We start from the raw sequence: 22,447 nt of genomic DNA, 5'->3' as shown, positions 1-22,447 counted from the left end.
CGGGCTGGTCGACGCATCCCACTCGAAGCGGTATGTGTGGAAGTTGCCCGTGCAGGAGGAGTTGGGGCGCGGAGCCGAGGCCCGTCGTCTCGTTGCACGCGCCGCCGGGGTTCACGCCGCAGTGCGGCGTGCCCCAGACCTTGTTCGCGCCGTTGACGTTCTCCATCACGTCCAGCTCGCCGATCGACGGCCAGTTCCAGCAGTTCCCCCGGTACGGCGAACCCAGGGCCCGGAACGCGGGCCAGTAGCCCAGGGCGGCGTTGCCGGTGGCGCTCGGCATCTGCACCCGGCCCTCGATGGCCATCTTGCCGCCCGCCGGCGGCTTGAAGTCCGCCCGCTGGGTCTCGACGCGACCGGAGGTCCAGTTGCCCGAGCCGTCGCGCAGCGCGGTGATCCGCAGGTTGCCCGCGCCGTCCAGGGCGATGTTGTCGGTGCTGGTGGTGCAGTTCTGGATCTCCCCGGTGCCCCGGTTCCCGGCGCCGCCGGGGTAGCCGTGACCGGTGTCGAAGATCCAGTTCTGCGAGGAGGGCAGCGTGTTGGCGCTGCCGGTGAAGTCGTCGCTCCACTGGAGGGTCCAGCCCGAGGGGGTGGACGGGACCGAGGCGTTGGCGTGCAGGGCGAAAGCGGCGGGAAGCGCGACGAGCACCGCGGCTGTCGCCGCGACGAGACGTCGCCGGCGGCCTGGCTTCGAACTCGTGTGACCTCCTCGTCACCGGCGGGAGAGTACTGTGGGAGCGCTCTCACCGGCGCCATGAGAGCGCTTCCACGACTTCACGGCAACAGGCCGCCAGCTCCTGCGCGCGCCGCCGTTCAGGGCAATCCGAAAACAACCGGGGCACGCCTGATCCGCCGTACCGCGTACGGCGGATCAGGCGTGCCCGGCGCGCCCGGTCAGGGCGTCCAGCGGACGTTCGGGTTGATGCGACCGCTCCAGTCGAAGACCGCCATGTTGTCCCAGCCGTTGCCGCTGCCGTTGATGTCGGCCGGGTCCCAGCCGTTGCCGGGGACGGCGTACCAGGTCGGTTCCCAGTAGAAGACGCCGATGGCGCCGGCGTTGCGCGCGGTGTTCTGGACGTGGGCGAAGTTCGTGGCCTGGCCGGTCCAGGTCAGCGGGTAGTCGGCGCAGCCGGAGGTGACGGAGTTGCCGGTGCCGTCGGCGTTCGCGCTGGTGAAGGGGTACGCCGTCTCCGCGAGGACCACGTCCTTGCCGTAGCGGGAGCGGACGTCGGTGATGACGTTGTAGAGGTTGGCCAACGTGCCGTGCCACGAGCAGTAGTACGACAGCGCCGTGATGTCCCAGGCCACGCCCTTCGACCTGATGCCGTCGTAGAACCAGCGGGCGTGGTCGAGGCTGTCGGCGTTCGCCGTGTGGATCATGACCTTGGTACCGCCGTTGCACGCCTTGGTGGCGTTGTAACCGGCTTTGAGCAGGAGGCTGAGGTTGGTGAAATCGTTGTTGACGACCTTGCCCTCGTTCCAGAGCATGCCGACGTTGATCTCGTTGCCGATCTGCACGCTGTCCGGCGTGGTGCCCTGTGCTTTGAGGCTGCTGCACACGTCGTGGGTGTAGTTGTAGACGTCGGCCTGCAGCTGGCCGATGTCGTGGCCCGACCAGGCGGCCGGCTTGTACTGCTTGCCCGGGTCGGCCCACGTGTCGGAGTAGTGGAAGTCGACCAGGAGCTTGAGGCCCTTGGCCTTGACGGTCCTGGCGTAGGCCAGGACCTTCGCCTTGTTGTTGTAGCCGCTCTTGGGGTTGTTCCAGACGCGCAGGCGGACGTAGTTCACGCCGACGCCCTTGAGGATGTCGAGCGGGTCCCGGGCGGTGCCGGACGCGTCGTAGAACTTCGCGCCGAGGTCGAGGGCGCGTTGCGCGGTCGAGACGTCGGCGCCGAGCATGCTCAGGGCACCGGCCGCGGAGACGGGCGGGGTGAGCGTGGTCAGCGGGAGCACGGCGGTCGCCAGGGCGAGGACGGCCTTGACCGCCCGGGTGGGTCCGGACATCCGATCTCCTTTGATCGACGGTGCGGTGCCCGTGGCGGTTCGGGCTGTGAACGTGCACGGTCATGAAAGCGCAGATCGGCGCTGTGCTCAAGAGGGTGCATGAGACGCTGATTGGGAGCGTGCACACGGGCGGTAGGGGTTGGTCCCGAACGGTCAGCGCCACACCTCCGGCCCGGGTGACAGCGCGTTCCCCGGGCTGGACGCCGGCCGGTGCCGCCGTCCAGGGCGACGCGGGGTTCGCGGTCACCGGGGACGGCACGTCATCCGGGCCGGACGTCGGCCGATCGGGTGATCTTGCTGCACCATGTGGTGAACCGGCGATCACCCGTCGTCCGCACCCGCGCGAGCCGGCAAGGTCCGGGCGGCGGGAACCGTCGTGAGTGGACAGTCCGAACCGGAGCGCTACGCCGGGTCGCCCGCGGACGTCCCCAAGGTGCGCGAGATCGCCAACGCCGCCGCCCGCACCGCCGGCGTGAGCCAGCGGACGGACGCCGCCGAGGAACCGCGGGCCACCACCGACACCGCCGCCACCACCTCGGCGCCGAGCACCACGGGCGCGGCCACCGACACGGCGTCCGTGGTGACCTGGCGGTCGCTGATGACCACCCCGGTCCGCCGCACGTCCGCCAGCACGCGGCGCAGGTGGTGCGGGTCGGTGATGGTGTACGGCGTGTACCGCGCCATCGGCGCGGCCAGCACGCGTTCCTGCACCTCGACCGGCGCGTGCGCGAGCAGCACCAGGCCGACGCCGGTCGGCGGCATCGGGAACCGGCCGCCGACCTGGGTCAGCACGGTCACCGAGTCCGGTGCCGCCAGGCGCTCGACGAAGACCACCTCGTCCTCGTCCCGCACGGCGAGCTGGACGTTCTCGTGGGTGACCTCGTACAGGTCCTGGAGGAAGGGCAGCGCGGCCTCGCGCAGGCCGAGGCCGCGGGGTGCCAGCGCGCCCAGCTCCCACACGCGCAGGCCGATGCGGTAGCGCCCGTCCGCCCCGCGCTCCAGGCCGCCCCACGCGGTCAGCTCGGCGACCAGCCGGTGCGCGGTGGACACCGGCACGCCCACCGCCCTGGCGATCTGCGACAGGGTCAGCGCGGGCCGGTCCCGGCTGAAGGCGTCCAGGACGGCCAGGAGCTTGCCGTTGGCGGTCCTGGTCAGAGCCGGAGCACCAGCTTCGGGCAGGCGGCCCGCGACACGCAGGGGAACATGGTGTCGTTGGCCGCCCGCTCGGCCGGGGTCAGCAGCGAGTCCCGGTGGTCCACCGTCCCGTCGAGCACCACCGTTTCGCACGTCCCGCACGTCCCTTCCCGGCACGAGGACAGCAGGGGCACCCCGGCCTCCTCGACGACCTCCAGCACGGATCTTCCCGGGGGCACCGCCAGCGTCAACCCGCTGAGGGCCAGTTCGACGGTGAAGGTGCCCGCGACGACCGGTTCGCCGGTCTCCCCCGGCTTGAAGCGCTCGACGTGCAGGCACCCCGCCGGCCACGCCCGGCAGTGCCGCTCCACGGCCTCCAGCAGCGGTTCCGGGCCGCAGCAGTACACCAGGGTGTCGGGGCGGGGGGTGCCGAGGGCCCGGTCCAGGTCGATCAGGCCGACCTCGTCCCGCGGGTACGGCGTGACGCGGTCCAGCTCGTCGAGGAAGGCCATCGACCCGCGGTCGCGGCCGCCGTAGTGCAGCTCCCACTCGGCGTCGGCCGCCGCGCGGGTCATGGGCAGGATGGGCGTGATGCCGATGCCGCCCGCGATGAACACGTAGCGCGGTGAGGGCAGCAGGGGGAAGTTGTTGCGCGGCCCCCGGACGTCGACGTCGACGCCGGGGTGCAGCGCTTCGTGGACGTGCGCGGACCCGCCCCGGCCCGCCGGTTCCCGCAGGACCGCGACGCGCCACGCGGACCGGTCGGCCGGGTCGCCGCACAGCGAGTACTGGCGGGTCAGCCCGCCGGGCAGCAGCAGGTCGACGTGGGCGCCCGGCTCCCACGCCGGCAGCGCGGCGCCGGAGGGGTCGACCAGGTCGAGCACCACGACGTCCCGGGCGGCGTCGCGGCGCCGGGCGACGCGCAGCCGCAGGTCTGCACCGGGGGTTCGCACGGGCCTCCTCCTGGTGGGGGGATCAGCGGGGCGCGGTGGTGCGTCGCCGGATGAGCGCGGGATCGGTGACGACGTGGGCGGGCGGCGGGCCCGTGGCCTCGGGCGGGGCGGCGGGCCGGTGGTCCGGGTGGGCGACCAGCCACGCCCACAGCAGGACCGGGTCGTCGGCCTCGGTCTCGGCACCGCAGTGGCAGCGGCCTCGGAGGCGGTCGGAACCGGGGACCCAGTCCACCCGCACCACGCGGTTGCCGCCGCGGCGCGGGGCGCTCACCGGGCGGCCGCGACGTCCACCGCCGCGGCACCGGACGCGCCGGCTTCCGACGACCCGCCCCCGCGCTGCCCGGCACCCGACCGCCCGGCACCGGGAGCCCCACCACCGGGAGCCCCCGCGCCCGACGCCCCGGCAGCCGACGACCCGGCACCGGGAGCCCCGGCACCGGCACCCCCGGCACCCGACGCGCCCGCGGCCAGGCGGGCCATCATCCGCCGGGCCGCCAACCCACCGGTGTCGATGTTGATCGACAGCTCCTGGTACCCGTCCGGCTCCCCGGTCAGCACGCGCTCCAGGACGTCCAGCGCGGCGACGTCCTGGAGCACGACCGTCCGGTTGCTCTCCCGCAGGAAGTCCGACACCCCCTCGTCGTCCAGCGCGAAGTCCCGGGCGACGGCCCAGAAGTCGTGCGTCGACGACTCGGTCTCCGGGGTGATCGCGTAGACGACCTCGACGTGGAACGCGTCGGGGTCGGTGCCGTCCCCGTTCGGCAGCACGCCGACCGGCGCGATGCGGCTGTGCAGCTTGTAGAGGCAGGGCGGGGTGAACTCGATGTCCTGCCAGCGCGTGATCCGCCCCTGGATGCCCGTGCTCCTCGCGTAGAACGGGGGGCACTCCGCGTCGGCCATGCGCCGGGACACGTAGACGATCCCGGCCTCCTCGTCGACCTCGGTGGTGATCGGGGTCTCGGCGACCTCGGGCGTGCCGATGTAGCCGCCGTGCAGGTAGGTCTCGTGCGAGAGGTCCATGAGGTTGTCGACCAGCAGGCTCGCGCGGGCGGCCAGCGGTTCCATGCCCGACACCGCGGTCCACCCGGGCATGTCCAGCCACGGCGCGCGCGGGATGCGGGCGGGGTCGGCGAGCGCGGGGTCGCCGATGAAGATCCACACGAACGAGTCCTGCTCCACCACCGGGTAGCTCTTGAGCCTGGCCGTGCGCGGCACCCTGGTCTGGCCCGGGACCGCCACGCACACGCCGTCGGCGCCGTAGGTGAAGCCGTGGTAGCCGCAGACGACGGTGTCGCCGACCAGGTGGCTCGGCGGCTCCGACAGGGGGAACCGGCGGTGCACGCAGCGGTCGCTCATCGCGGTGACCCGGCCTGCCTCGGTGCGCCAGAACAGGACGGACTCGCCGCAGACGGTCCGGCCGAACGGCTCGCGGCCGATCTCCCGGCCGTAGGCGGCGACGTACCACTGGTCGCGGACGATCGAGGTCATCACACCTCCTCCTCGGCACAACGCGTGTGGATCACGATGGCACCCGTCACACCACCGTCGACACGGCCTTTCCGTCAGGCGGAAAACCGCCTCAGCAGGTCGGCTCGCGCGGGTCGACCAAGCCGCCGAGGAGGTCGGCGGCGGTGTGGGCGCGGACGTCGGTGAGGGGTTCGGCGGTGAACCGGGCCGCGACGGCGCGCACGTGGTCCTGGGCGGGTGCGGCCAGGCCGTCGTAGACGGTGGTGAACAGGTCGCGGGCGGGGTCGCGCAGCCACCCCGGCGGCAGCAGCCGGGTGGGGAGCTGCGGGTCGAGGATGGGCAGCCGGCGGTAGGTGTCCATCACCTCGGTGCGGGTGCGGACGGCGTCGGCGCCGGTGATCCGGGCGGCCGGGCGCAGCGGGCTCCACCGCCGGATGAAGGACTCGTACTGCCCGGCGATGGCGGCGGTGTCCCAGGCGTCGAGGGGGTCGCGGCCGACCGAGGCGCCGAGTTCGACGTGCCGGGCGCGGAACACGGTCATGGCGCCGGGTGCGAGGTCGGCCAGCTGCGCCTTGGCCTTGTCGGTGAGGTCGTGGGGCGAGACCCACAGGCCGTCGTAGAGGGGCGCGCAGCCGAGCCACCTCAGGTGGCTGCGCAGCCCGCGCCGCCGGGTGACCTCGTCCTGGGGCAGCGAGAAGGCGACCAGCGTCCAGCACTCGTCCCAGGTGCCGGGGTCCGCGGCCCACGAGACGATCGCCCGGCCGCCCGCGGCCAGGACGGACGCGGCCGCCTTGGTCAGCCGGTAGGAGCTGTTGCGGCCCTGCCTGCTGCCCTCCAGCACGCCGCGGCGGGCGAGCCTGCTGATGGCGGTGCGGGCCCCGGCGGAGCTGACGCCGGCCTCCGCGAGCAGGGCCACGATGGCCGCCGACGGCAGCCACGCCCTGGTGCGCAGGGTGTAGTCCGCCATGAGGGTCACGGCCAGGCCCTGCGGTGAGTTGCCCGACTGCCGCCGAGGGAGTCGGACCGCGTCGTCCGGGAAGATCTCCTCGATGTCATAAGGGCTGGTCACGGCGGCTCCGGCGGTGGCTGGGACGGGTGGCTGCCACCGACTGTAACCAGTTCCGGAATCCGCGTTCGCGGTGGTCGAGACGGTCGATTGACAGTTTCATGACCGGTAGGCAAGGTAACTGTCATACGAGGGGTCCGGGTCTTCGCCGCCGAGGAGCACCCGCACCCGTCGCCCTCCCCTCCCCAGAGCGCGTGGAACAAAGGAGTTCAGGCGCAATGAAGCCCAATCGGAGTTCCCTCCTCGCCGCGGCGGCGTCGCTGGCCGTGGCGGTCCTCGCCATCCCGCTGTCCACGCCCGCGTCCGCGGCCTCGCTGACCGAGGTCACGAACTTCGGCAACAACCCGGGCGGGATGCGCATGCACGTCTACGTGCCGGACTCCCGCCCGGCCAACCCCGGGATCGTGGTGGCCATGCACGGCTGCGGCGGTTCCGGCCCCGGCTTCTACTCGGGCAGCGAGTTCGCCTCGCAGGCCGACCGGTACGGGTTCATCGTCATCTACCCCAGCGCCCAGCAGGAGGCCGGGTTCGGCAAGTGCTTCGACACGTGGTCCGACGCCGCCAAGCGGCGCGGCGGCGGCAGCGACCCGGTCTCGATCGTGTCGATGGTCAACTACGTCGAGCAGCGCTACGGCGGTGACCCGAACCGGGTCTTCGCCACCGGGTCGTCGTCCGGCGGCATGATGACCAACCACATGCTGGCGCTGTACCCGGACGTGTTCAAGGCGGGTGCCGCGTTCATGGGCGTGCCCTACAACTGCTTCGCCAACGCGGCCGACTACCCGCCCGGCAGCAGCAAGTGCACCGGCAACGGCGGGGCGAACCGGACACCGCAGCAGTGGGGTGACGCGGTGCGCCAGGCATACCCCGGCTACACCGGCCCCCGGCCGCGCGTCCAGCTGTGGCACGGCACCGCCGACACGCTGGTGCCCTACGCGCTGCTGCAGGAGACGATCGAGCAGTGGACCAACGTGTTCGGGCTGAGCCAGACGCCGACGTCCACCGACACGCCGCAGTCCGGCTGGAACCGCCGCCGCTACGACTCCGGCGGCACCACCCTGGTCGAGGCGTACAGCATCCAGGGCGCCGGGCACAGCCTGCCGTCGGCCGGGATGGCCGCGCGGGCCGTCGCGTTCTTCGGCCTGGACGGCAGCGGCACCCCGACCTCGACGACCACCACCACGACGACGTCCACCACCACGTCCACCACCACGTCCACCACCACGACTACCACGACGACCACCACGACCACCCAGCCGCCGGGCGCGTGCCGGGTCACGAGCACGGTCAACGCCTGGAACAACGGCATGGTCGAGAGCATCACCATCACCAACACCGGCACCAGCGCCGTCAACGGCTGGTCCCTGGCCTTCACCCTGCCCGGCGGGCAGACCATCACCTCCGGCTGGGGCGCCACCTACTCGCCGAGCTCCGGCCAGGTGACCGCGCGCAACGTCGCCTACAACGGCACGATCGCGCCGAACGCCTCGATCGGCATCGGCTTCCAGGCCACCCACGGCGGTGACACGGCCAAACCCGCCTCCTTCACCCTCAACGGCGCGCCCTGCGCCACCGCCTGACCGGCCCCGGCGGCGCCCCGGCCACGACGGTGACCGGGGCGCCGCCGCGTCCGCGGCGGACGGTCGGGCGCGTGCTCAGCGCAGGCGCTTGATCTCGCCCCTGGTTCGGTAGAACGACCCGCTCGCCGAGCTGACCACCTCGGCGACCAGGAACCGCGCGCCGGGCACCCGGATGTTCTTCGGGAACTGCACGCCCCACGTGCGGTCGTAGCCGTCGGAGACGACGTGCACCCGGACCCGGCCGCCCTCCCGCACGCACTCGACCACCACGCCCTCGCCCGGGGCGGCGTGCGCGACGAACTCCACCTCGGCGGTCGCCTCGACGCGCTCGATGCCGCCCGCCTTGATGTCCTGCCGCTGCGGGACCCGCCCCTGCTCGGCCGCGCGCACGGCGGCGGGGCTCGCGTCGACGCAGGCGAGCGAACCGTCCGTGGTGACCAGGTAGAGGCGTTCGTCGCGGTACTGCATGGAGTACGCCGAGCCGCAGCCGGTGGCGAGCTTCCACAGCCTGGTCCCGTCGGCGGCGAAGCAGTACACCGAGGACTGGTTGTCACCGGCGAAGACCAGCTCGCCGTCGGCCGAGGTCGCGCAGGAGAACACCGGCGCGTCGCAGCGGTAGTCGCCCGTCTTCGCGCCATCGGACTTGCGGATGCGCTGCACCCGGCCCCGGCTGGTGCCCGCGAAGACCGCGTCGCGCTCCTGCCAGCCGAACAGCACCTGCCCCGTGGTCTCGGCGTACCACGCCCGGTGGCCGCGGCCGGTGTAGTGGGTGACGCCCCGGGAGTGGCCGTGGAACACGCCGTCGGGCGAGCAGCGGACCATCCAGCCGCTGTCGCCGCCGGACGGGACCGACCACTGGAACTCGTCCTCGTGGTCGACCACGGTCACCCGGCCCTGCCGGTCGGACACGCCCAGCACGCCGTCGTGGATGTCGAGCCAGTAGATGTCGACGTCCTCGGCGATCTCGTAGGCCACCCGGGGCACCTTCGCGCCCAGGTCGTACACCCGGCCGTCGTCGCACCCGGCGTAGATCCAGAAGTCGTCGGCCACGATGCACTTGACCGAGTCGGGCAGGCCGAACCGCCCGGTGACCCGGCCGTCGTGGGCGAGGGTGAAGACGTCGCCGTTCTCGTTGCCGACCCAGGCCCGGTCCTCGCCGATGAAGATGCCGAACGCGGGCGCGCCGGAGGCGAACCGCCACAGCACCGGCGCCTGGTGGGCGGTCGAGCGGGTGCTGACGATCTGCCGCCTGCTCACCGGCCTGGCCTGCCGCACGCCCCGGACGGCGGGGGCGTACCCCTTGCGCACCTTCTCGCCGATCTTCTTCTCGGCCGCCTTGACCGCCTTGGCGTGGTCGGCGAAGGTCGCGGTCCTGACCTGCCCCTGCTCCCCGATGCGCCCGTAGGTGATGGTGACCTCGGTGTCGTCGACCCGCACCTCGTAGAACTTGTGCGCGCCACCGCCCGGCTCGGACAGCTCCAGGTACGTCGTCGCAGACATGGGTTTCGTCCCCCTTCACGTGATCTTGCGGGCACGCTATCGGGGGGCACCGACAATCCTGCCCGCCGCCCGTGAGCGGTCACACACGCGGGACGGCGCGGACCACGGGTACCTTCCGCTCGTCAACGCACCACTGCGGAGGACCCGAATGCGCTTCCTCTTCCGTCCGCCCGCGACCGAGGCGACCGGCCTGCTGACCCTGCCGTGGGCCCGGCCGCTGGAGGAGTGGGACGACGACCTGCTGCTCACCGTGCCGCAACGGGGCATCTCGCGGCACGTCGTGCGGTTCGTGGCCAGCGAGGGCCGGGTGTACGCGCTCAAGGAGATCTCCGAGCGGCTGGCCCGGCACGAGTACGCGGTGCTCGGCGAGCTGGAGAAGGAGGGCATGCCCTCGGTGACGGTGCTCGGGCTGTGCGTGGACCGCCCGGACGACCAGCAGGCCGTCCTGGTCACCCGGTACCTGGAGCACTCGATGTCCTACCGGTACCTGTTCTCCAGCCCGCGCGGCGACGACCACTCCGCCGACCGGCTGGTCGACACGCTGGTCGAGCTGCTGGTGCGGCTGCACCTGGCGGGCACGTTCTGGGGCGACTGCTCGCTGTCCAACACGCTGTTCCGGCTCGACGCGGGCAAGCTCGCGGCGTACCTGGTCGACGCCGAGACCGTGGAGCGGCACCCGCAGCTGTCCGACGGCCAGCGCAACCACGACGTGGACATGGCGCGCGAGCGCATCGGCGGCGAGCTGATGGACCTGGAGGCGGGCGGGCTGCTGCCACCCGACATCGACCCCATCGAGCTGGCCGACAGCGTGCCGCGCCGCTACGCCGCGCTGTGGGACGAGGTGACCCGCGAGGAGTTCTTCCGGCCCGACGAGCAGCGCTACCGGGTCGCCGAGCGCCTGCGCCGGCTCAACGACCTGGGCTTCGACGTCAGCGAGGTCGAGCTGATCACCTCCGACGGCGGCGTGCGGCTGCGGGTGGACATCCGGGTCGCCGAGAGCGGCCAGCACCGCCGCGAGCTGTTCCGCCTCACCGGCCTGGAGGCCCAGGAGAACCAGGCCCGGCGCCTGCTCAACGACCTGCGCTCGTTCCGCGCCTACCTGGAGCAGCGCGACGGCCGCCCGGTGCCCGAGACCACCGCGGCGCACCTGTGGCGCAGCCAGGTCTACGACCCGGTGGTGGCGGCGGTGCCGCGCGACCTGCTCGGCGTGCTGGCGCCGGCGGAGCTGTTCCACGAGGTGCTGGTGCACCGCTGGTACCTGTCCGAGGACGCGGGGCGGGACGTGGGGACGACCGCCGCGCTGCGCTCCTACCTGGCCACCGTGCTGCCGCACCAGGACGGGGAGCAGGCGGAGGACGAGGACGACTTCGGGCCGGAGGACTGACCGCGCCGGACGGCGGGCGGCGCACGGCCTCGTGCGGGCCGTGCGCCATTGCTTCCCCGCTTTCCCGCTTTCCCGCGACGCGGGGTCCTGAGCCGTCAGGCCCCGGAGATGGCCGGCGAGGTCGCGCAGTTGTAGCGCACGCCCTCGGCGGTGTTCTGCTGGCAGATCGTGAACGTGTAGTCGGCCGACTCGCGGATCACGTCGACGTTGTTGGCGTCGCCGCAGCGGTCGTTGTTGCCGTTGCCGTCGCGGACCCAGGCGAAGTGGTTCCAGCTCCCGTCCGCCTGCCGGACGTTGATCCTGCCGGAGACGCCGATGTCGTCCTCAATGCCGCCACCTTCCGTGGAGGAATTCCGCACCCGGGAACGCGAGCGGATCGACACCGTAACCCCGCGATGGCGAACCGGGTAGGCGCAAATTCCTATGGCACCCTGCGTGGGTGTTCGGGCGAATGAGGCCGCACATTTCGTCGTCGCACCACCCGTATTGCCCTTATGTGTTCGAAGGGAATCACCCGAGGGTGTCTTTCCGGTCAGACGCCGTTGGTGGCGATCACCACGGCGGCGCGGGTGGACCAGCCCAGTGACGCGTAGAGGCGTTCACCCGCGGTACTGGCGACGAGCAGGCCGGTGGTCGCGCCGCGCGCCGCGGCCTCGGCCGCCAGCGCGCCCACGACCACGCCGCCCAACCCCCGGCGGCGGTGGTCGGCCCGGGTCTCGACGCGGTCGGCGACCGCGTCCCCGTCGACCACTGCCACGTTCCCGCGGGCGGCGAGGTCGGCCCCGTGCCACACCTCGGCGGTCACGACGCGGCCGGACGTGGCGGTGGTGCACCGGTAGGGGTCGACCGCCTCCGGTGCGGGATGACCGGTCAGGTCGCGGGTCATGAACCACTCGCGGGCGCCCGCCGACCTCAGGCCCGCCTCGCTCACGACCCGCTCGACCTCGTCCGGCCGGGTCGTCGGCACGGTGAGCCACGCCGGTTCGGGGTCGGCGGCGACCTCGGCGGCGAGCGCGGCCACCGACGCCGGGTCGTCGTCGGCGTGCAGGGCGACGACCTCGCGGCACCGGCCGGGCAGGCGCAGCAGCAGGTGCAGGGCGCCGCGCGCCTCCTCCGCCGGTGCCCAGCCCCGGCACTCGCCCCAGCCCCGCTGCCAGCGGCGGATCAGGTCGGCCGTGGTGCTGCCCGTGACGTGCGCGGAGCCGGTCATGCGTCCCCCCGGAAGTTATTGCAAGAAAATGGCGACAGTAGGAGGCGGGGAAATCGAAGTCCATCCGGACGCCAGTGACGCGCGCCATAGTCCAACTACACCGTTGGCGTTTGTCGTCGATCGGGGCTACCTTCACTTCCAACGCCAAGGTTGGAGATTTGCATGCACCGCGCACCACTGGTCGTGGCCGTCCTGGTCGGGGCCGTGATCCTGTCCGTCGGCCAGCTGTACCTGACCGTCCCCCTGCTCCCCGGCATCGCCGCCCGCTACGACGTGCCGCTGGCCGCGGCCGCCTGGGTCGGCGCCGGCTTCGGCTTCGCGTTCGCCGTGGGCAACCTGCTGTTCGGCACCGCCTCCGACCGCTACGACCGCCGCCTGGTGATGGCGGTCGGGCTCGCCGCGGGCGCCGTGGCCGCGGTCGTGGCGGGCGCGGCGGGGTCCTTCGCGCCGCTGCTCGCCGCCCGGGTCGTGCAGGGCTTCCTGGCCGCGTCGGTGCCGTCGGTGGCCGTGGCCCACGCCGTCGAGGTGCTGCCCGCGCACCGCCGCGCCGCGGGTGTCACCGCGGTGTCCGGCTCGTTCCTGCTGGCGGGCCTGGTCAGCCAGGGCTACGCGCTGGGGGTGGACCGCGCGCTGGGCTGGCGCTGGGTCTTCTGGCTGGTCGTCCCGCTGCTGATCGCCGTCGCCGCCGCGGTGGTGCGGCTGCCGGGCGTGCCGCGCCCCGACCCCGTGCCGCTGGGGCGGACCTTCGCGCGCCTGGGCGAGCTGGTCCGCCGGCCACCGCTGCTGGTGGCCTACGCGGCCGCGGTCACGCTGCTGTTCACGTTCGTCGGCATGTACACCGCGCTGAACACCGCCGTGGGCGAGCGGTACGGCCTGCACGACGCCGTGGACCTGCTGCTGGTGCGCCTGCCCGGGCTGCCGGGCATCGTGCTGGGCCTGTTCGCGGGCAGGCTGGTCGCCCGCTTCGGCCCGCACCGGGTGGCGGTCACCGCGTTCCTGGTCGCCGCGGCCGGGCTGGTGCTGGAGGCGGGCGCCGGGTCGCCCGCGCCGCTGCTGGGCGGCAGCGCGGTGTTCGTCGCGGGCCTCGCGGTGGCGATCCCGGCGCTGATCGCGATCGTCGGGCAGGCCGCCGGTGACGCCCGGGGCACGGCGCTGGCCGGGTACGGGTTCCTGGTCGGCCTGGGCGGCGGGGTCGGCCCGCTCGTGGTCGCCGCGCTGGAGCCGGCCGGGTTCGCGGTGGTGTGCCTGGTGCTGGGCGGCCTGCTCGCCGCCGCCGCGACCGTCGTCGCCGTCGGGCCCCGGGTCCGGGCCTGAGAGCCCTCAGCCCGCCTGCGCCAGCCGCCGGGCCGCCTCCACCACGGCGGCCCGGCGCTGCGCCAGGTCCGCCTCGCCGGTGACCATCCGCGCCACCTGCGGCACGGCCAGCCACCAGGACGTCAACGCCATGATCATGAACACCAGGTCCGCCGCGCGGGCGGAGTCGACCAGCACGCCCCGCTCCTGCGCCGCCCGGAACGCCTCGACCTTGGCCTGGTAGTGGACGGTCCGGCCCTCCTCCTCCGGCACCGGCCCGCCGCCGTGCTCCAGGGCCTCCCACTGGAGCAGGCGGATCAGGTGCGGGTTGGCCACGTGGTAGTCGAAGTGCCGCCCGGCGTACTCGCCGATGTCGTCGACCGACAGCGATTGCAGCGGCAGGGCCGCGGCGATCCTGGCCAGCTCGTCCGACAGCACGGCGGTGAACAGGCGTTCCTTGTCGCCGAAGTAGTTGTAGAGCCGCTCCTTGTTCACCCCGGCGCGGGCCGCGATGCGCTCGACCCTGGTGCCCGACAGGCCGTGCTCGGCGAACTCCACCACGGCCGCCTCCTTCAACCGGCGGCGCGTCTGCTCGGTGTTCCAGGCCACCCGTCGAGGATAGCCAACCGGACCGTTGACCTCAGCGGCGCCGGGGCACCGGCCGGGTCGAGGTGAGGAACCGGGACAGCTCGCGCGCCACGGCCTCGGGCTCGTCGAGCATGGGCAGCACGGAGGCGCCGGGCACCTCGGCGTACCGCGCGCCGGGCATCAGCGCGGCCAGCCGGTGGCCGTGCGCGGGCGGCACGACCCGGTTGTCGGGCGACCACAGCACCAGCGCGTCGCCCCGGAACCGGCTCAGCGCCTCGGTGTCGCGCACCAGCCCGGCCGCGTCGAACCGGGTGTGGCGGTAGGCCAGCAGGTCGCGGTGCACGCCGGGGTCGCGCAGCACCGGTTCGGTCCAGCGCCGGACCAGCTCGTCGGGCAGCCGGCGCGCCACCCGCCCGAGCAGCAGCCGGCGCGACCACCCGACCCGCGGCAGCCGCACCCCGCCCGGTGGGAAGTTGTCGAACGCCTGGCACGGCAGCACCACCTGCCGCGCCACGCGCCCGTCGAGGCCGCGGGCGGTGAGGAACAGCGCACCGCCCCAGGCGGCGTGCACGAGCGTGGCGTCCTCCAGGCCCAGCGCCTCCAGGAAGTCCGCCACGATCCGCACCTGGCCGGGCAGGGTGAGGTCGGCGCCGGGGTCCATGGCGCGCCGGTGCGCCCCGAGCGGCAGGGTCGGGCGGATGTAGCGGAAGCCCTGGGGCAGCCGCGGGAGGACCCGGTCCCACAGCGCGTAGTCCATCAGCAGGCCGTGCAGCAGGACGACCGGCGGGCCCTGTCCGACCGCGACGTAGTGGACGACACCCGCCGGCAGCTCGACGTCCTCCACACCCATCCCCCTCTGGACGGCCGTTCTGGGGCGACCGTTCTAGCACGCGTCGGGGGGAACCGACCGGTGAATCGTGCGAGCCATGGCGGAACTGCCGCGCGCGCAGGGCCGCACCGCGACCGGTGGGCGGCAGTTGCCCGCGCGGCCGAGGCACCCACCGGTTCGATTTACCACTCCTGGGGCGGCAAGCGCGAGGTGGCGGTGGAGATCGCGGAGCGTGAGGCGGAGTTGTGCGGGGTAGGGGTGATGACCGGTTGGGTGGAGGCCGGTGGTTGCTGTCTGGTCGGTCGTGGGTTGTTCGAGGGTGACGCGTGGGCTGTGGTGCACGCGTTGTTGGCGGATTCGAGGGTGGGTTCCTGCAGGCGCTGCGCTCGACCGAACCGATCGTGCCCTCGTGGAGCGTCCGCACCGGTTTCGAGGCCAGGACCCAGCGGATCGCGGGGTCGTCGAAGGCGACCGGTTCGTGGTCGCCGCAGAGGTCGCGTACCTCCGCCCTGAGACCTGCCGGCGGCCGGTCGATGAGGTCGAGCAGTATCTCCCGCGCGAACCCGTTGAAGCGGATCGTCTCCGACGCCGTGCGCTCCGCCTTGTCCAGCATCGCCCACACCGCCACCCGATCGCCGCGCTGCGAGTGCCCTCGCGCCACCTCGATCAGGTGTCGGCTACGCCGTGCCCGTCCACGCCGAGCGTGCGTGCAGGCGACCTCTGCGTGCAGTGCACCCCAGAGACCGCGCCAGTCCGCAGACTCCCGGTCGAGATGTGGCGCCAACCCGTTCGCGGCGTCGATCGCCAACGCCACGGCCTCGTCCCATCGGCCCGCGTCCCGCAACGCGCCCACCATCGCCCACGCGCCGCCCGCGGTGGCAGGTAGACCCCGGCGAGGATCCGTCGCGCTTCACGGCGTTCCTCACCACGAAGGGTCCGCACAGCGCGCTGCGCATCCCGGATCAGACCGGGTAGGAGTGCGCCGATCCGGGTCCGGTGATCTGATGTCGAGTGCCGGACCGTCCGTGAGCGCGGGGTGCCTCTGGCCGGCGAACACGCGCACCGGCACGGCGTGGCCGTTCCCCGTGAGTTCCGGAAGATCCGAGAGGTCGAGCGCGTGGGCGAGGCGCAGCGGCACGGGCAACCTGGGAGGTTGCAGCCGGCCGTTCTCCACCGCCTTCAGCCACTCGGCGGACCTGCCGACGAGTGCCGCGAGCACCGGCCTGCTCATGCCAACCCGTTGGCGGTGGGACTTGATCCGCTGCCGATGGGCCTACCGGTCTCGGCCGCTGACGACACGGTGGATCACCTCTTCGCCGGTACCTCCCCGCCGGCCTCTGGCCCATCGGCCCGAGGATCGACGAAGCGGTGTTGTCAGGGTACCGGGGTCACCGCGCCACGGCCGCCGCGGCAATGACCGTGCGGACGAACGCCGCGACCGCCGGCGAGCGGGAGTTCTGCGGCCAGGCCACCGCCAGGGTGATCGGGGCCAGGTCGGTCACGGCGCGGTAGACGATGCCGGGCCTCGGGTGGCGCCTGGCCACCGAGGCGGGTGGGAACCAGACCCGGCCGCCGAGTTCGACGAGGTTGAAGATCTGCGCCAGGTCCAGCCTCGGTGCCGGGCGGTGCTCGATCGGCGCCGGGTCCCGGTGCGCGGGCAGGCCGTCGGGCAGGGTCCGGTCCACCAGGTCCGCCAGGCACAGGTCCGGGCGCTCGGCCAGTGGGTCGGTCGCGGCCAGGGCGACCAGCCTCGGTTCGGTGGTCAGCGGTTCGGAGTCCAGGTCGCGGTCGTCGAAGGGGGTCGGCACCAGGGCGACGTCGGCCCGGCCGTCGCGCAGGGCGGGGGCCTGGTCGCCCCGCCCGCCCAGCACCAGTTCCACCGGTAGCGCGGCGTCCTCCAGTTGGTACTCGGCCAGCACCTGAGGCAGCAGGCCGGCGTCGTAATCAGCCTTGAGCGCCAGTCGCAGCGCCGGGTCGTCCCGGCCGGCGTGGCGGGCCCGGCGGGCGGCCGCGGTGACCGCGTCCAGGGCTGCGCGGGCGTCGTGCAGCAGGCCCTCGCCGGCGGTGGTCAGGGCGACCTGGCGCGTGGTGCGGTCCAGCAGGCGCACGCCGAGGTGGCGTTCCAGGTCGCGGATCGCCCGGGACAGCGGCGGTTGGGCCATGCCCAGGCGCCGGGCGGCGCGCCCGAAGTGCAGCTCCTCGGCCACCGCCACGAAGTACCGGAGTTGCCTGACCTCCAGGTCGCTCATACCCGCAGGGTATCAATGTCGTCCCGATCGGTCCTTAAAGTCGGCCGCCCCGACCGGTTGACTGGCCATCGCCGCCGCGGGTGTGGCGGCGAGCCCGTTGAGCATTCGCGTGGAGGTTGTTCATGATCGTCGTCACCACTCCGACGGGCAGCACCGGCAGCCAGGTCGTCCAGCACCTGCTCGACCTCGGGGCGCCCGTTCGCGTTGTCGTGCGCGACCCGGGCCGGCTGCCCGCTCAGGTGAGGGAGCGCGTTGATGTCGTGCCGGGGTCGCACGGGGACGCCGAGGTCGTCGAGAAGGCGTTCGCGGGTGCCGACGCCGTGTTCTGGGTGGCTCCCCCGAACTACCGCGCCCCCAGCCTGGAGGCCGTCTACTCCGACTTCGCCCGACCGGCGTGCGAGGCGTTCGCGCAGCAGGGGGTCGGCCGCGTGGTCGGGCTCTCCGCCCTGGGCCGCGGGTCGGCGCTCGCCGGGCGGGCCGGGCTGGTCACGGCGTCGCTGGCGATGGACGACCTGATCGCGGGCACGGGCGTGGCCTACCGGTCGCTCGCCGCGCCCGGGTTCATGGACAACGCGCTGCGCCAGGTCGGGTCGATCCGCGACCGCGGCGTGTTCACCTCGCCCCTGTCCCCCGACCGCGCGCTGCCGACGTGCGCCACCCGGGACATCGCCGCCGTCGCCGCCACCCTGCTGCTCGACGGCTCGTGGGACGGGCAGGACAGCGTGCCGCTGCTCGGCCCGGAGGACCTGTCGGGCAACGACATGGCCGCGATCATCGCCGAGGTGCTGGGCCGGCCGGTCCGCTACGAGCAGGTGACCGGCGAGGAGTACCTGGCCGGGCTCGTCGGGCACGGCATGTCCGAGGTCGTGGCGCGGGGCATGCTCGACATGTTCGTGGCCAAGGACAACGGGCTGGACGAGGCGCGGCTCGACGCGTCGCGGTCCCTCACGCCCACCACGTTCCGGCGGTGGTGCGAGGACGTGCTCGCCGCGGCCTAGGGGGTCAACCGGCGCACGACCAGCTCCGGGTCGCGGGCGATCTCGGCCTCGGTGAAGCGCCCCACGACCCACTGCTTGGCCGAGTGCAGCCGGGTCTGGTCGAGGTGGTGCGGTGAGGTCGGGTCACCCGACTGGCCGTAGATGAGGATCGTGCGGGCGCGGGGACCCGACGGGGTCAGCTCCACCGCCATGACGAAGGTGGAGCCGCGGGTGACGCCGGTCGGCCGGGACGCGGTGCCCGCCGAGACGGCGTTGAAGCAGCCCTCGAACGAGGCGCAGCCGTGGACCGGCACGCCCTCGTGGCGCTGGAAGTCGCCCAGCCGCAGGTCCACCGGCACCCCGGCGGTCTGGAAGGCCCGCACAGTGTCGGCGAACGCCGTGCTCACGCCGGGGCGCGCGGTGTCGAAGCCGCGCGGGGTGCCGGTCGGGTCGGCCGGGTCGAAGGGCACGCGCCACGGGTCGACCCCCGAGCGGCCCAGGCGGTCGACGAACTCGCGCCACAGGACCGCGCCCCGCGCGTCGAGGTCGCCCCGGCCGTCCCAGCCGGCCAGCGCGGCGCACGCGGCCCGCACGTCGACCGGGGTGCCGTCGCTGCCGACCGGCGCCGGATCGGCCGCGCACATCGCCACGACCGCCGCCCGGCCCTGCTCGGCGGTGAGGTTGCGGTTGCCGAACGTGGTGGCCTGCAGGGTGGGCAGGGTGAACCCGGCCGGGCCGAGGCCGTCCTCGCCGGTCAGCCGGTCGGCGATCATGTCCAGGCCCAGCCGGGTGCGCGGGGAGCGCTGGGTGCCGACGTCGCCGACGACGGCCGGGTACCCGGTCAGCGGCGCGGCCGGGTTGGCCAGCCAGGGGCTGTTGTTCATGTTGCTGACGTGGTCGTGGCGGAACAGCACGGGCAGCCGCGCCGGGCCGAGCAGGCCGGGCTCGACGGCGTCCGGGTCGCGGCCCCAGGCGCAGTCCGAGCGGCTGCCGTCGAGGATGGTCAGCCCGACCCGCGGGCCGGTCGCGCAGCGCGCCGCCAGCTCGTCGGTGATGTGCGGTACGACCTGGAGGGCGCCGAAGTACGCGGTGCCGTCGGCGTCCGCCGCGAGCGTGTTGTAGACGGGCACGCCCAGCAGGCGCTCCTGGGTCGCGTGCAGGCCGTGGACGTCCCGGGCCTTCGCCATGGCCAGCCACTGGTCGACCACGCGCAGGTTGGTGGCGTTGGGGTCGCGCACGGCGTACGCGGTGGTGTCGGTCCAGGCCAGCTCGCCGTCGTCCTCGAACAGCGGGCCGTGCTCGGTGCGGTACAGGGTGCGGGTCACCCGGTCCAGGCCGCCGTCGGGGCGGCGCACCGCCACGGTGACGTCGTCCCGCTCCATCGGCCGCACCCGGCCGTCGACCACGTAGGCGCGCGGGTCGCCGGGCGCCAGGGTGAGCCGCGCCAGGGCCACCGGCGCCGCGGTGGACGCGGTGTGGGTCCACGCCAGCCGGTCGTTGTGCCCGATCCCGACCATCGGGACCCCGAGGAACGCGGCACCGCTGACGTTCAGCTCGCCGGGGATCGTCAGGTGCAGCTGGTAGAGGCGGTAGGGCCCGACCCACGGGAGGTGCGGGTTGGCCAGCACCATGCCGGTGCCGCCGACCGTGGCCCGCCGCCCCAGGGCGTAGGCGTTGCTGCCGACGTCCTCGGGCCGCCGCCACGACGCCCCGGCGGCGGCCGGTGCCGCCTCGCCGGGCGGCTGCGCGCCGACGAGCGCGTCCTGGAAGCCGTCGTCGAGGGAGGTGGCGAGCTGGTGCGCGCGGCGCCACAGGTCGAGTTCGGTGAGGGGGCGCACCCACGCCGCGCCCCGGCACGCCGGGTCGGGCAGGTTCGCCACGCCGGTCTCGGCCAGGTACCGGTTGTACCCGGCGACGTAGCCGCGGACCAGCTCACGGGCCTGCCCGGACGGCCCGAGCGGGGCCGGCCGGGCCAGCAGCCGCTCCACCACGCCGGTCTGGTTGACCCGCTGCTGGTGCAGGTCGCTGTCGAGGTTGCCCACGCCGTCGGGGGTGCGCGCCTCGGCGCCGAACCAGCGCGACCGCTCCGCGGACAGGGTGACCGCGATGTCGGCCAGCAGGCACAGGTTGTCCTCGGCCACCGCGTACCCGGCGCCGAAGCCCAGGCCCCGGTGGTCGGCGGCCAGGACGTGCGGGACGCCGTACGCGGTGCGGCGGACCAGCACGCCGCCCCCGGGCGGTGGCCCGCCCGCCGCGACCGGCGCCAGGCCGGTCGACCCGGCCAGCACCACCAGGACCAGTGCCCACCACGTGCACAACCTCATCGCGCCTCCCCCAAGGCTCATCCCCCGACCGGTCGCTCCAGCGCCTCGAAGGCCACCCGCTCGCCGCCGGTGCCGTCGAGGTGGCGGCAGAGCCACAGCCGGCCCCGGTCCAGGTCGCCCGCCCGAACCACCGATCCCGGTCGTCCGAGTTGTACCACGGGTGGCGCGGCGGGCGGGTGCTCCGCGGTTCCCGGCGTTCGGCCCGCTCCCGTGCCCGGACGGGCGAGACGGACGCCACACCGGGCCGGGAACAGCGGGGCGGGGGGTGTCGTTGTACGGAGCGGTCGGTGCGGTCCGTGTCCCCCGGGCCTCACCTACAACGCCTTCGCGGAATACCGTTCGGCTGGAGCCGCGTCGTGCCACTCGCCGAGAGGCGACCGCCGCGCCGACCCCTTGCCCACGGCCCCCCGCCTCCCGCGGGGGGCCGTTGTCGTGCCGGCCCGGTGGGTGAATCGGTTCCGCGCCCTCCGGACGGGTGCCGCGACGCACCCGATCCCCCTGCCGCCCGACCGGCCGATCAGCGCATTTGCGCAACACATACCTGAATGGCGGATTCCGGGCATCAGGCCCGATCCTGAGACTGAGCCGCGCTGGGAGCGCTCCCAGGCACGGTGGACGCGGACCGACCACCCCGGTCCGCGTTCACAGAACCCGTCGTCACAGCCCACATCGTCGATCAACGGAGATTTGGCGGTTTCCATGCTTGCCTCTTCTGGGAACGCTCCCAGCGCAGTCACCCGCGGCGCGGTCGCCCGTGCCCTCGCGAAGCCGTCGAGCAAGGCCGTCGCCGTGCTCGGCGCCTGCGTGGCCCTGCTGACCACCCTGCTGGTCACCTTCGGCGCCGGCACCGCCTCGGCCCACGGCGCGGTCAGCGACCCGCCCTCGCGCCACTACGGCTGCTACTTCCGCTGGCCCAACGGCCCCACGCAGCAGATGGCCACCGAAGACCCCATGTGCTACCAGGCGTGGCAGGCCGACCCGTCGGCGATGTACAACTGGAACGGCCTGCTGCGCGAGAACGTCGCCGGCAACCACCAGGCCGCCGTCCCGGACGGGAAGATGTGCAGCGGCGGCCTGGCCGCCAACGGCCGCTACGCCGCCCTGGACAAGCCCGGCGCCTGGAAGACCGTCGACCGCCCCGCGCGGTTCACCCTGAACCTGCACGACCAGTCCTCGCACGGCGCCGACTACATCCGCGTCTACGCCACCAAGCAGGGCTTCGACCCCAAGACCCAGCCGCTGACCTGGGGCAGCCTGGAGCTGGTCGGCCAGACCGGCCGCATCCCCACCGGCACCACCACGCCCGTCGAGGTCAACGCGCCCGGTCGCAGCGGCCACCACGTGCTGTTCACCGTCTGGCAGGCCAGCCACCTCGACCAGTCCTACTACTTCTGCAGCGACGTCAACTTCACCGACGGCGGCACGCCCACCAGCACGACCACGACCACCACGACCACCACGACGACCACGACCTCCTCGGACGTGCCCTCGCGCGGTTGCTCGGCCACGTACCGCACCACCGCCCAGTGGTCCGGCGGCTTCCAGGCCGAGGTGCGGGTGACCGCCGGCTCGGCCGCGATCACCGGCTGGACGGTCGGCTGGACGTTCGCCGCCGGCGAGCGGGTCAACTCGATCTGGGGCGCCACGGCGACCACGAGCGGGACGTCGGTCAGCGCCCGCAACGCGGCCTACAACGGCTCGCTCGCCGCGGGTGGCAGCACCACCTTCGGCTTCGTCGCCTCCGGCACCGCGGGCACCCCGACGCTCACCTGCACCGCGTCCTGACCCCCCGTCGACCGGTGCCCGTCCCCCGCGGACGGACACCGGTCGGCTGGTTTCGACCGGCCGCACCGGGCAACCCGGAACCGGTCGTCACGCGGAAGGGGTGGAGG

General features: G+C 73.6%; 19 protein-coding genes and 2 pseudogenes. 7 read left to right on the top strand and 14 right to left on the bottom strand.

Features of this window, described 5'->3' with window-relative positions; genetic code table 11:
* Positions 1 to 296: 296 nt before the first annotated feature.
* On the top strand, positions 297 to 491 hold the full coding sequence (locus EKG83_RS48055) for a hypothetical protein (RefSeq protein WP_228122778.1): 195 nt from the start codon (positions 297 to 299) through the stop codon (positions 489 to 491).
* A gap of 400 nt (positions 492 to 891) precedes the next feature.
* Here the strand turns inward: EKG83_RS48055 and EKG83_RS22175 are convergent, their stop codons facing one another.
* From EKG83_RS22175 to EKG83_RS22150, 6 genes and pseudogenes are all read right to left on the bottom strand, one after another.
* Positions 892 to 2,001: a glycoside hydrolase family 53 protein gene (locus tag EKG83_RS22175; RefSeq protein WP_033429559.1), complete on the bottom strand. Its 1,110-nt coding sequence runs from the start codon at positions 1,999 to 2,001 to the stop codon at positions 892 to 894.
* A 402-nt stretch (positions 2,002 to 2,403) separates the two neighbouring features.
* Complete coding sequence (locus tag EKG83_RS22170; RefSeq protein WP_084716239.1) at positions 2,404 to 3,180, bottom strand: IclR family transcriptional regulator; 777 nt, start codon at positions 3,178 to 3,180, stop codon at positions 2,404 to 2,406.
* Positions 3,153 to 4,088: a PDR/VanB family oxidoreductase gene (locus EKG83_RS22165; protein ID WP_033429560.1), complete on the bottom strand. Its 936-nt coding sequence runs from the start codon at positions 4,086 to 4,088 to the stop codon at positions 3,153 to 3,155. Before EKG83_RS22165 ends, EKG83_RS22170 begins: the two co-directional genes overlap by 28 nt.
* Before the next feature lie 22 nt (positions 4,089 to 4,110).
* Positions 4,111 to 4,359, bottom strand: coding sequence for a hypothetical protein (locus EKG83_RS22160; protein WP_033429561.1), 249 nt, complete (start codon positions 4,357 to 4,359; stop codon positions 4,111 to 4,113).
* A gap of 191 nt (positions 4,360 to 4,550) precedes the next feature.
* Positions 4,551 to 5,576 (bottom strand): annotated as a pseudogene (locus EKG83_RS22155) (Rieske 2Fe-2S domain-containing protein); the annotation flags it as partial.
* A gap of 91 nt (positions 5,577 to 5,667) precedes the next feature.
* Positions 5,668 to 6,624 carry a PaaX family transcriptional regulator gene (locus tag EKG83_RS22150; RefSeq protein ID WP_033429562.1) on the bottom strand — a complete coding sequence of 319 codons (957 nt, stop codon included), beginning with the start codon at positions 6,622 to 6,624 and terminating at the stop codon, positions 5,668 to 5,670.
* Between the two features lie 215 nt (positions 6,625 to 6,839).
* Between EKG83_RS22150 and EKG83_RS22145 the strand changes: the two are divergent.
* Together EKG83_RS22145 and EKG83_RS49715 are read left to right on the top strand one after the other, a co-directional pair.
* Positions 6,840 to 7,769 (top strand): annotated as a pseudogene (locus EKG83_RS22145) (extracellular catalytic domain type 1 short-chain-length polyhydroxyalkanoate depolymerase); the annotation flags it as partial.
* 159 nt (positions 7,770 to 7,928) lie between these two features.
* Positions 7,929 to 8,201: a cellulose binding domain-containing protein gene (locus EKG83_RS49715; RefSeq protein ID WP_407690787.1), complete on the top strand. Its 273-nt coding sequence runs from the start codon at positions 7,929 to 7,931 to the stop codon at positions 8,199 to 8,201.
* A 75-nt stretch (positions 8,202 to 8,276) separates the two neighbouring features.
* On the opposite strand, the gene EKG83_RS22140 is transcribed toward EKG83_RS49715, so the two are convergent.
* Complete coding sequence (locus EKG83_RS22140) at positions 8,277 to 9,701, bottom strand: WGR domain-containing protein (RefSeq protein ID WP_033429564.1); 1,425 nt, start codon at positions 9,699 to 9,701, stop codon at positions 8,277 to 8,279.
* Between the two features lie 148 nt (positions 9,702 to 9,849).
* On the opposite strand from EKG83_RS22140, the gene EKG83_RS22135 reads away from it, so the two are divergent.
* Positions 9,850 to 11,085 (top strand): DUF4032 domain-containing protein, encoded by a 1,236-nt coding sequence (locus EKG83_RS22135; protein WP_033429565.1) that lies wholly within the window; start codon positions 9,850 to 9,852, stop codon positions 11,083 to 11,085.
* Positions 11,086 to 11,180: 95 nt separating this feature from the next.
* Here the strand turns inward: EKG83_RS22135 and EKG83_RS22130 are convergent, their stop codons facing one another.
* Positions 11,181 to 11,444 carry a hypothetical protein gene (locus EKG83_RS22130; protein WP_033429566.1) on the bottom strand — a complete coding sequence of 88 codons (264 nt, stop codon included), beginning with the start codon at positions 11,442 to 11,444 and terminating at the stop codon, positions 11,181 to 11,183.
* A 173-nt stretch (positions 11,445 to 11,617) separates the two neighbouring features.
* Entirely contained in the window at positions 11,618 to 12,295 is a 678-nt protein-coding gene (locus tag EKG83_RS22125; RefSeq protein WP_033429567.1) for a GNAT family N-acetyltransferase, read from the bottom strand.
* A 162-nt stretch (positions 12,296 to 12,457) separates the two neighbouring features.
* Here EKG83_RS22125 and EKG83_RS22120 point away from each other — a divergent pair, with 162 nt between their 5' ends.
* The gene (locus EKG83_RS22120) at positions 12,458 to 13,609 is read left to right on the top strand and encodes an MFS transporter (RefSeq protein ID WP_033429568.1); all 1,152 of its coding nucleotides are present in this window, start codon (positions 12,458 to 12,460) and stop codon (positions 13,607 to 13,609) included.
* Between the two features lie 6 nt (positions 13,610 to 13,615).
* On the opposite strand, the gene EKG83_RS22115 is transcribed toward EKG83_RS22120, so the two are convergent.
* From EKG83_RS22115 to EKG83_RS22100, 4 genes are all read right to left on the bottom strand, one after another.
* Entirely contained in the window at positions 13,616 to 14,197 is a 582-nt protein-coding gene (locus EKG83_RS22115; RefSeq protein WP_033429569.1) for a TetR family transcriptional regulator, read from the bottom strand.
* A gap of 31 nt (positions 14,198 to 14,228) precedes the next feature.
* Positions 14,229 to 15,020, bottom strand: coding sequence for an alpha/beta fold hydrolase (locus tag EKG83_RS22110; protein WP_228122776.1), 792 nt, complete (start codon positions 15,018 to 15,020; stop codon positions 14,229 to 14,231).
* Positions 15,021 to 15,927: 907 nt separating this feature from the next.
* A complete protein-coding gene (locus EKG83_RS48050; RefSeq protein ID WP_228122901.1) occupies positions 15,928 to 16,263 on the bottom strand; it encodes a helix-turn-helix domain-containing protein in 336 nt (111 codons plus the stop codon).
* Positions 16,264 to 16,393: 130 nt separating this feature from the next.
* Positions 16,394 to 17,254: a LysR family transcriptional regulator gene (locus EKG83_RS22100; RefSeq protein ID WP_033429571.1), complete on the bottom strand. Its 861-nt coding sequence runs from the start codon at positions 17,252 to 17,254 to the stop codon at positions 16,394 to 16,396.
* A gap of 122 nt (positions 17,255 to 17,376) precedes the next feature.
* Between EKG83_RS22100 and EKG83_RS22095 the strand changes: the two genes are divergently transcribed.
* Complete coding sequence (locus EKG83_RS22095; protein ID WP_033429572.1) at positions 17,377 to 18,252, top strand: NmrA family NAD(P)-binding protein; 876 nt, start codon at positions 17,377 to 17,379, stop codon at positions 18,250 to 18,252.
* Here EKG83_RS22095 and EKG83_RS22090 read toward each other — a convergent pair.
* On the bottom strand, positions 18,249 to 20,555 hold the full coding sequence (locus EKG83_RS22090; RefSeq protein ID WP_033429573.1) for a penicillin acylase family protein: 2,307 nt from the start codon (positions 20,553 to 20,555) through the stop codon (positions 18,249 to 18,251). The two genes, EKG83_RS22095 and EKG83_RS22090, sit on opposite strands and share 4 nt — an antisense overlap.
* Positions 20,556 to 21,254: 699 nt before the next feature.
* On the opposite strand from EKG83_RS22090, the gene EKG83_RS22085 reads away from it, so the two are divergent.
* Positions 21,255 to 22,340: a lytic polysaccharide monooxygenase auxiliary activity family 9 protein gene (locus EKG83_RS22085; RefSeq protein WP_084716206.1), complete on the top strand. Its 1,086-nt coding sequence runs from the start codon at positions 21,255 to 21,257 to the stop codon at positions 22,338 to 22,340.
* Positions 22,341 to 22,447 lie beyond the last annotated feature (107 nt).

Origin of the sequence: Saccharothrix syringae, from assembly GCF_009498035.1 — a bacterium.
In the GTDB taxonomy this organism is placed as follows: Bacteria; Actinomycetota; Actinomycetes; order Mycobacteriales; family Pseudonocardiaceae; genus Actinosynnema; species Actinosynnema syringae.
The sequence above is the reverse complement of the archived record's forward strand: the minus strand, read 5'-3'. Positions and strand labels throughout refer to the sequence as shown.